A 7,988-nucleotide genomic window follows, 5' to 3' on the forward strand; every position below is an offset into this window, starting at 1 on the left:
GCGGGCCGGACTTCTCGTCCTACGCCCCCGAAGAGGTGGGCTGGCTGCTGCAGGACTTCTCCCACGTCACCCTCGAAGCGCCCACCGAGGAGCGGGAGGAGGCGATCCAGAGCGGGGGCGCGCACTACGCCGAGTCGCTGCCCGTGGAGTACCAGCCGAACGAGCGCTACCAGGAGCTGTTCCGGGCCGCCCTCGACACCTCCGCCGCCCGGATCGCCCGCGCGGTCGGCGCGGTCACCGAGACCGTGCTCGCCGAGCGCTCCCCGCGCCCCGTCCTCGTCTCGCTCGCCCGCGCCGGCACCCCCGTCGGGGTGCTGATGCGCCGCTGGGCGCGCCACGCCCACGGGCTGGACCTCCCGCACTACGCGATCTCCATCGTGCGCGGCCGCGGCATCGACACCGCCGCGCTGCGCTGGCTGGCGGACCACCACGACCCCTCCGACGTCGTCTTCGTCGACGGCTGGACCGGTAAGGGCGCCATCACCCGCGAGCTGTCGGACGCCCTCGCCCCGTACCCGGACTTCGATCCGCGGATCGCGGTCCTCGCCGATCCCGGCCGCTGTGTGGACACCTATGGCACCCGGGACGACTTCCTCGTCCCCTCCGCGTGCCTCAACTCGACCGTCTCCGGGCTGATATCGCGCACCGTGCTCCGCGCCGACCTCGTCGGCCCGAACGACTTCCACGGCGCGAAGTACTACCGCGAACTCGCCGGCGCGGACGTCTCCGAGCACTTCCTGGACACCGTCTCGGCCCGCTTCGCCGAGGTCGCCGAGGCTGCCCTGGCCGACGCCGAGCGGCTCGCGGCCACCGACCGCACCCCCACCTGGGAGGGCTGGGCCGCGGTCGAGCGGATCAGCCAGGAGTACGGCATCCACGACGTCAACCTGGTCAAGCCGGGCGTCGGCGAGACCACCCGGGTGCTGCTGCGCCGCGTCCCGTGGAAGATCCTCGCCCAGCGCGGCGCGGGCGCGGACCTGGACCATGTGCGGCTGCTCGCCGAGCAGCGCGGAGTGCCGGTCGAGGAGGCCGACGACCTCCCGTACACCTGCGTCGGGCTGATCCACCCGCGCTACACCCGGGGCGCCACCGGGGCCGACGGAAAGACGGTCGGCACGGCTTCCGGCAAGACGGTCGGCACGGCTTCCGGCAAGACGGTCGGCACGGCTTCCGGCAAGACGGCCGACAAGGCGAACACCGCGAACACGGCGGACATCGCCGCCGGCAGACACGAGAGAACGGTGGCGGCACGATGAGCGTTCTGGTGGCAAGCGACCTCGACCGCACCCTGATCTACTCCGCGGCGGCCCTCGGCCTCGAGATGCCGGACGCCGAGGCCCCGCGGCTGCTGTGCGTCGAGACGTACGAGGGCAAGCCGCTGTCGTACCTGACCGAGACCGCCGCCGGGCTGCTCGCCGAGCTGGTCCGCACCTCCGTCTTCGTCCCCACGACCACCCGCACCGTCGAGCAGTACCGCCGCATCCGCCTCCCCGGCCCCGCCCCCCGCTTCGCGATCTGCGCCAACGGCGGCCAGCTGCTGGTCAACGGCGAGCCCGACGCCGACTGGCACCAGCGGGTGCGCAGCGCCCTCGACGACGGATGCGCCCCCCTGGAGGAGGTGCGCGCCCACCTCAGCGCCACCGCCGACCCCGCCTGGCTGCTCAAGGAGCGGGTGGCCGAGGAGCTGTTCGCCTATCTCGTGGTGAGGCGGGAGCTGCTGCCCGAGGGGTACGTCAAGGAGCTCACCCAGTGGGCCGACCCGCGCGGCTGGACGGTCTCCCTCCAGGGCCGCAAGATCTACGCCGTGCCCAAGCCGCTCACCAAGAGCGCCGCCGTCGCCGAGATCAAGAGCCGCACCGGCGCCGACGAGGTGCTCGCCGCGGGCGATTCGCTGCTCGACACCGATCTGCTGCTCGCGGCCGACCGCGCCTGGCGCCCCGGCCACGGCGAACTGGCCGACATCGGCTGGTCGGCGCCCCAGCTGACCGTGGTCGAGGAGAAGGGCGTCGCGGCGGGCGAGGCCATCGTCCGCGCCCTGGGCGAGCGCTCCTCCGTCACCTGGGCGCGTGCCCGCAGCCAGATCATCCGCGCCGTCTCCCGCGGCCGGGACTGACCAGCCGCACCGCCACCCATCCCAGCACCGCGAGCGCGGCCGCGCCCAGCACCGCCTTCGAGTAGACCGAGACGTAGTCCGTGACGTCGCGCCAGTTGTCGCCCAGCGCGTAACCGGCCAGGACGAACACGGTGTTCCAGATCGCGCTGCCCAGGGTGGTTAGGGCGAGGAAGGCCGGGAGGGGCATCCGCTCGATACCGGCCGGAACCGAGATCATGCTGCGGAAGATCGGCACCATGCGGCCGAAGAAGACCGCCTTGGTGCCGTGGCGTCCGAACCAGCGCTCGGTCCGGTCGATATCGGCGGGCCTGACCAGCGGCAGCCGCTCGGCGATCGCGACGGTCCGCTCCCGGCCGAGCAGCGCGCCCACCCCGTACAGCGCGAGCGCGCCCAGGACCGAACCGGCGGTGGTCCACAGCAGCGCGGCCACCAGGCTCATCCGCCCCTGCCCCGCCGCGAATCCGGCGAGCGGCAGGATCACCTCGCTGGGCAGCGGCGGGAAGAGGTTCTCCAGGGCGATGGCGGCGCCCGCGCCCGGCGCCCCGAGGGCGTCCATCAGGCCGGTGGCCCAGTCGGTGATCCGATCAGTCATGGCCGGAACGCTAGGAACCGGCCGCACCCGGCGGCCATGAGGCCGACCGTCCGGTTCCCCGGCCGTCCACCGCACCGGCAACCTGCGGAAATCCTCAGTGCCCCGGCCGGTCCCGGCCGCTAGCGTTTCCACCATGGGTGCCACCACGGGGAGATGGTTGCGGCGCGCGGCGCGGCTCGCCGCCGGACTGCTGGCGGGGGCCGGTACGGCGCTCGTCGCGCTGCCGTTCCTGGTGGCGGCGGGGCTGACCCTGCTGTCCGTGCCCTGGCCGGGCGCGCGGCAGTGCGTACTGCGGCCGTTCACGGCGGGCGCGGCGCGGCTGACCGAGCTGGAGCGCCGCAGACTGGCCCGGTTCCTGGACATCGAGATCACCTCCGACTACGGCGGCCGCCAGGCGCTGCGCTATCTCGCGGCGCGCACCGCCGTGGGGCTGCTCGGTGGGCTCGTGCTGCTGGCCGGGCTCACCGGCATCGCCTACGGCACCTTCCTCCTCTGGGGCCGGCTGCTCGGCTACGCCTTCCATGACCTGGTCAGCGTCGTGACCAGCGGTGTCGGCGGCCTCTTCCTGCTGTTCCTCGCCGTCCAGGGGGTCTTCGGCGTGGTCGGCCTCGAGGCGCGGCTGGCACGCGGCGTCCTCGGCCCCGAGACCCAGGACGCGCTGCGGCACCGCATCGAGGAGCTGGCCACCAGCCGCGCCGGGGTCGTCGAGGCGGTCCACGACGAACGGCGCCGCATCGAGCGCGATCTGCACGACGGCGTACAGCAGCGGCTGGTGGCGCTCGGCATGCTGCTCGGCCGGGCCCGCCGCAGCCAGGACCAGGCCAAGGCACGCGCCCTGCTGGCGCAGGCCCACGAGGAGAGCCGCCAGGCGCTGGACGAGCTGCGCGAGGTGGCCTGGCGGGTCTATCCGACCGCGCTGGACGAGGCCGGGCTGCGGATCGCCCTGGAGACGGTCGCCGAGCGCTCGGCCATCCCCGTACGGCTCGACTACGGGCTCACGGCCGAGCCGGTCACGGCGGTGCGCACCGCCGCGTACTTCGTGGTGGCGGAGGCGCTGACCAACGCGCTCAAGCACTCGGGCGCGGCCCGCGTCGACGTCGCGCTGACCGCCGTGGCCCCGGGCACGCTGACCGTCCGCGTCACCGACGACGGCACCGGCGGCGCCGACCCGGCGGGCGGCGGTCTGCTCGGCCTGGCCCGCCGGGTCGCCGCCCTCGACGGCCGGCTGAGCGTGGTGAGCCCGCCCGGCGGCCCCACCACCGTCACCGCGGAGCTGCCCGCCCCGTCCCTCGGTGGTGTGCCGTGCGGGTGATCCTGGCCGATGACTCGACGCTGCTCCGCGAGGGCCTGGTGCGGCTGCTCGCCGAGGAGGGGCACCAGGTGGTGGCGGCGGTGGGGGACGGCGCCGCTCTGGTGGCGGCGGTCGAGGCCGCCCCGGACGTGGACGCGGTGGTGGTGGACGTACGGATGCCGCCGACGCATACGGACGAGGGGCTGCGCGCGGCGCTGGAGATCAGACGGCGGTGGCCGGGGGTGGGCGTCCTGGTGCTGTCGCAGTACGTGCAGAAGCGGTACGCGACGGAGCTGCTGACGGGGGAGGGCGCCGAGAAGAGGGCTGACGGGAGGGCTGACGGGAGGGCTGACGGGGCCGGGCCTTCCGGCGTGCGGTCCGGGGGAGTCGGCTATGTGCTCAAGGACCGGGTGGTGCAGGTCGACGAGTTCCTCGACGCGCTGGAGCGGGTCGCCACGGGCCGCGCCGCCTTCGACCCGGAGGTGGTCCGCAGACTGCTCGCCCGCTCCACCCGTACCGACCCGCTGAGCCGCCTCACCCCGCGCGAGCGGGAGGTGCTCGACGCGATGGCCCAGGGGCACGCCAACGCGGCGATCGCCGAGCGGCTGTATGTGTCCCGCAGCGCGGTCGAGAAGCACATCAACGCCATCTTCGAGAAGCTCGAACTGCCGGGGAACGCGGGATACAGCCGCCGGGTGCTCGCCGTACTGCGCTATCTGGGAAGCTGAAGCTGAACGGAATGCATCGGACTGGACCGGAACGGACCGGTCTGGGCCGGCCTGGACTGGAAACGGACTGGAACTGAACGGATCAGAACGGATCAGAACGGAACCGGTCGGGGAGCCGAGGAGCCGAAAGGGAGGCCGCGATGGCCGAGAGCAAGAGCACACCGATCACGGCCGAGCTGTACGACTACGTCCTGCGGCACAACCCGCCGCTCGACCCGGTCCTGCGCGAGCTCGTCGAGGTCACCCACCGCAACCTCCCCGGCCACGCCGGGATGCAGTCCGCCGAGGAGCAGGCCCCGCTGCTGGCCTTCCTGGTCCGGCTGATCGGCGCCCGCCACATCGTGGAGGTCGGCACCTTCACCGGCTTCTCCGCGCTGGCGATGGCCCAGGCGCTGCCCGCCGACGGCCGGCTGATCGCCTGCGATGTGTCGGAGGAGTGGACGGCGTACGGGCGGAAGGCGTGGGCCAAGGCCGGCGTCGAGGACCGTATCGACCTGCGGATCGCGCCCGCGCTGGACACGCTGCGCGCGATGCCCGCCGAGCCCCATATCGATCTCGCCTATCTCGACGCGGACAAGCAGAACTACATCCCGTACTGGGAGGAGCTGGTCCCGCGGATGAACCCCGGCGGTCTGATCGTCGCGGACAACGTCTTCTACCACGCGCAGGTCATGGAGGCGGCGCCCTCGCCCGGGGGCGCCGCGATCCAGGCGTTCAACGACCATGTGGCGGCGGACGCCCGGATGGAGGCGGTCATGCTTACCGTCGCCGACGGCCTGACGCTCGCGCGCCGGGTCAGCTGAGCCGCCGGTCGCGGATCCGCTGCCGGATCCGGGCCCAGCGCCCGGGGGTCTCGGGCCGCCCGGTGGGCTCGGCGTACTCGGCGGGTTCGCCACCCCCGGGCTGATCCAGCTTGCCCCACTTGCCGGGCGGCTGACCGGACCGTTCAAGAGGCCCACCCGGGGCGCCGGGGGCCTCGGGCGTGAGCGGGGCGCCGGGCGTGAGCGGGGCGCCGGGCTGGACGGCCGTAGCGCCCCGTTCGGCGGCCCGCTCCCGCGCCGCGACCAGCTCACGCGCGTGGGCGGCCTCGCGCTCGGCCTGCTCGGGGTGGCGGGTCACCCAGTACGGATTGTCATGCGGCAGCCCGCCGCTGACCCGTCCGTACATCCCGAACCACATCAGCAGCAGCCCCACCACAAAGCTGAACAGCACGTTCTGCATCCGGAACGCCAGGAAGTTGTACGGGGTCTCCAGCAGCGCCAGATTGACGAACCCGCTCAGCAGGAAGAGCAGCCCGAGCACCATATTGAGCGACGAGGCGAAGTTGCCGCCGATGAGCATGCCGAAGAACAGCAGCAGCCCGATGACGATGGAGAGCACGCTCAGCGTGCCGTTGGTGCTGAGCCCGGCGACCGTGTCCCCGCCGGTGTCGAAGAAGCCGACCCGGTGGATCAGCCCCAGGATGCCGAAGGCGACGAGCACCAGCCCCATGAGCCCGGCGCCGACGCGATAGACCTTGCTGAGCCGGTGATCGACGGGCAGATGCTCATCGAGCGTGGTGTGCGCGCCGATCCGCTCCGGGAAGTGCCGTGCGACTCCGGCGGGATGAGGACCGATGGGGGAGGGGCGGCCCGTAGCCATCTCCGGCCTCCTTGCTGCTGGCGCCGGACCTCGGCCGCGCGCTCTTCGCGGTCGGGGCCGTACCCGTGGAACGCCACGTCACCGGCGCGTACACGACGTGCACGCGCACAACCGGAGGCGCGGCACGGGTACGTATCTCCAGGATCCGCCCCGGTCCCCCGAGGCTCAACCGCAGCAGCCGCCCCCGCAGCAACCGCCACCGCCGCCGCCGGACGGGGGCCGGGCCGAGGGGGCGGAGGACGAGGAGGACGAGGCGCCGGTGACGGCCACGGTGGACAGCAGCTTCACCGTGTCGTCGTGCCCGTCCGGGCAGGACGCGGGAGCGGAGGACTCGGCCATGGGCCGGTTCAGCTCGAAGGTGGTGCCGCAGGCGCGGCAGCGGTACTCATAGCGAGGCATGGCAGGAGCATAACCACCGAACCGCAGGTCAGCCCCCCGAATGAGCCCTGGGCTTCGCTTCGCGCGGGCTCAATGCCCCCCGCCCCGCTCGTCCCGGATCTCCTGGACGACCCGGGCGACGGTCTGCCGTACGGCCTCGGTCTCGGAGAGGAAGTGCCACCAGTCCGGATGCCGCCCTTCAAGACCCGCGATGGCCCGGTCGAGGCGCTCCACGGCGTCGTCCAGCGGGCGCGCGTGGCGCGGATCGGGGGTGCTGCGCCCGGCCATGGCCAGCCGCTGCGCGTCGCGGATCGCGAACCGGGTGCGCTCGATCTCCTTCTGCTGGTCGTACGACACCTCGTCCAGCCGCCGCAGCCGGTCCCCGGCCGTCGAGACGGCCTCGTCCGTGCTGTTCAGCAGCGCCCGTACGGTGGCCAGCAGCGCGGTGGCATCCGGCCAGCGCTGCTCCTCGCGCGCCGCCTGCGCCTCCTTGAGCTTCTCCTCGGCCTGCGCCACATCCCGTGCCGCCTGCGCGGGGACGGGCTGCAGATCCTGCCAGCAGGCCGCGGTGTAGCGGCGGCGCAGCTCGCTGAGGACGGGCTCGACCCCGGCCGCCCGGGTGGTGATCGCCTGGGCGCGGGTGCGCAGCGACACCAGCCGCTTGTCGATCTCCGCGGCCCGCTCCGGAAGCCGCTCGGCCTCCCCGCGCACCGCCTCGGCCCTGCGCAGCACATCATCGGCCCGCCGCAGGGTCTCCTGCACACCGTGCTGCCCGGCCCCCTGGTTGAGCTTGGTCAACTCGGGCGACAGCGCCGCCAGCCGGGCCGCCAGATCGTCCGCCCGCAGCCCCGACGCACGCACCGCGTCCAGCGCGTTACTCGCCGCGAGCAGCGCCTGCCGCGCCCGCTCCACCGCCGGCGCCAACCGCGCCAGCCGCGTCTCGGCCTGCTCCAGCAGCGCCCCCAGCCCCTGCGCGAACCGGTCCAGATCCGCCTTCGTCCGCTCCAGCGCGTCCTTCGCCCTGGTCAGATCGGCACGGGCCCGGGAGGCCGTCGCCGCGTCCAGATCGTCCCGGTCCAGATCATGGGCGTCCACCGCCGTGATGTAGTCCTGGCTGACCTGGTCGATCCGCCGCTCCAGCGCCGAGAAGTCGGCCGCCGTCCGGCGCGCGGCGGGCGAATCGTCCACGGCGGTGATCGTCTCGATGGAGATCCGCAGATCCCGCTGCGCGGTGTCCAGCTCGTA

Annotated in this window: 9 protein-coding genes; 5 read left to right on the plus strand and 4 right to left on the minus strand. The window is 73.4% G+C overall.

Going from position 1 to position 7,988, the window contains the following annotated elements; translation table 11 throughout:
* Both GWI24_RS36145 and GWI24_RS36150 read left to right on the plus strand, forming a co-directional pair.
* Positions 1–1,256 (plus strand): cysteine protease StiP family protein (locus GWI24_RS36145; RefSeq protein ID WP_210950267.1); only part of this gene is annotated, 1,256 nt, incomplete at its 5' end.
* Positions 1,253–2,113 (plus strand): HAD family hydrolase, encoded by an 861-nt coding sequence (locus tag GWI24_RS36150; RefSeq protein WP_210950268.1) that lies wholly within the window; start codon positions 1,253–1,255, stop codon positions 2,111–2,113. The genes GWI24_RS36145 and GWI24_RS36150, both read left to right, overlap by 4 nt.
* Here GWI24_RS36150 and GWI24_RS36155 read toward each other — a convergent pair.
* On the minus strand, positions 2,082–2,705 hold the full coding sequence (locus GWI24_RS36155; RefSeq protein ID WP_210950269.1) for a DedA family protein: 624 nt from the start codon (positions 2,703–2,705) through the stop codon (positions 2,082–2,084). The genes GWI24_RS36150 and GWI24_RS36155 overlap by 32 nt on opposite strands.
* 133 nt (positions 2,706–2,838) lie before the next feature.
* Here GWI24_RS36155 and GWI24_RS36160 point away from each other — a divergent pair, with 133 nt between their 5' ends.
* From GWI24_RS36160 to GWI24_RS36170, 3 genes are all read left to right on the plus strand, one after another.
* Positions 2,839–4,017 carry a sensor histidine kinase gene (locus GWI24_RS36160; RefSeq protein WP_210950270.1) on the plus strand — a complete coding sequence of 393 codons (1,179 nt, stop codon included), beginning with the start codon at positions 2,839–2,841 and terminating at the stop codon, positions 4,015–4,017.
* The gene (locus GWI24_RS36165; protein WP_210950271.1) at positions 4,008–4,724 is read left to right on the plus strand and encodes a response regulator transcription factor; all 717 of its coding nucleotides are present in this window, start codon (positions 4,008–4,010) and stop codon (positions 4,722–4,724) included. Before GWI24_RS36160 ends, GWI24_RS36165 begins: the two co-directional genes overlap by 10 nt.
* Positions 4,725–4,864: 140 nt before the next feature.
* Positions 4,865–5,527, plus strand: coding sequence for an O-methyltransferase (locus GWI24_RS36170; protein WP_138915870.1), 663 nt, complete (start codon positions 4,865–4,867; stop codon positions 5,525–5,527).
* Here GWI24_RS36170 and GWI24_RS36175 read toward each other — a convergent pair.
* The 3 genes from GWI24_RS36175 to GWI24_RS36185 form a co-directional block, all read right to left on the minus strand.
* Positions 5,520–6,365 carry a DUF4383 domain-containing protein gene (locus GWI24_RS36175; protein WP_210950272.1) on the minus strand — a complete coding sequence of 282 codons (846 nt, stop codon included), beginning with the start codon at positions 6,363–6,365 and terminating at the stop codon, positions 5,520–5,522. The genes GWI24_RS36170 and GWI24_RS36175 overlap by 8 nt on opposite strands.
* 165 nt (positions 6,366–6,530) lie before the next feature.
* Positions 6,531–6,764, minus strand: coding sequence for a zinc ribbon domain-containing protein (locus GWI24_RS36180; protein ID WP_210950273.1), 234 nt, complete (start codon positions 6,762–6,764; stop codon positions 6,531–6,533).
* A gap of 69 nt (positions 6,765–6,833) precedes the next feature.
* Positions 6,834–7,988 (minus strand): hypothetical protein (locus tag GWI24_RS36185; RefSeq protein ID WP_210950274.1); only part of this gene is annotated, 1,155 nt, incomplete at its 5' end.

The sequence above is a fragment of the Streptomyces sp. MK37H genome (assembly GCF_018035285.1).
Lineage (GTDB): Bacteria > Actinomycetota > Actinomycetes > Streptomycetales > Streptomycetaceae > Streptomyces > Streptomyces endocoffeicus.

Excerpts from the sequence above, each read along its gene's own strand:
- GWI24_RS36180 (WP_210950273.1), bottom strand. The coding sequence starts at position 6,764 with ATGCCTCGCTATGAGTACCGCTGCCGCGCCTGCGGCACCACCTTCGAG.
- GWI24_RS36155 (WP_210950269.1), bottom strand. The coding sequence starts at position 2,705 with ATGACTGATCGGATCACCGACTGGGCCACCGGCCTGATGGACGCCCTC.
- GWI24_RS36150 (WP_210950268.1), top strand. The coding sequence starts at position 1,253 with ATGAGCGTTCTGGTGGCAAGCGACCTCGACCGCACCCTGATCTACTCC.
- GWI24_RS36170 (WP_138915870.1), top strand. The coding sequence starts at position 4,865 with ATGGCCGAGAGCAAGAGCACACCGATCACGGCCGAGCTGTACGACTAC.
- GWI24_RS36160 (WP_210950270.1), top strand. The coding sequence starts at position 2,839 with ATGGGTGCCACCACGGGGAGATGGTTGCGGCGCGCGGCGCGGCTCGCC.
- GWI24_RS36175 (WP_210950272.1), bottom strand. The coding sequence starts at position 6,365 with ATGGCTACGGGCCGCCCCTCCCCCATCGGTCCTCATCCCGCCGGAGTC.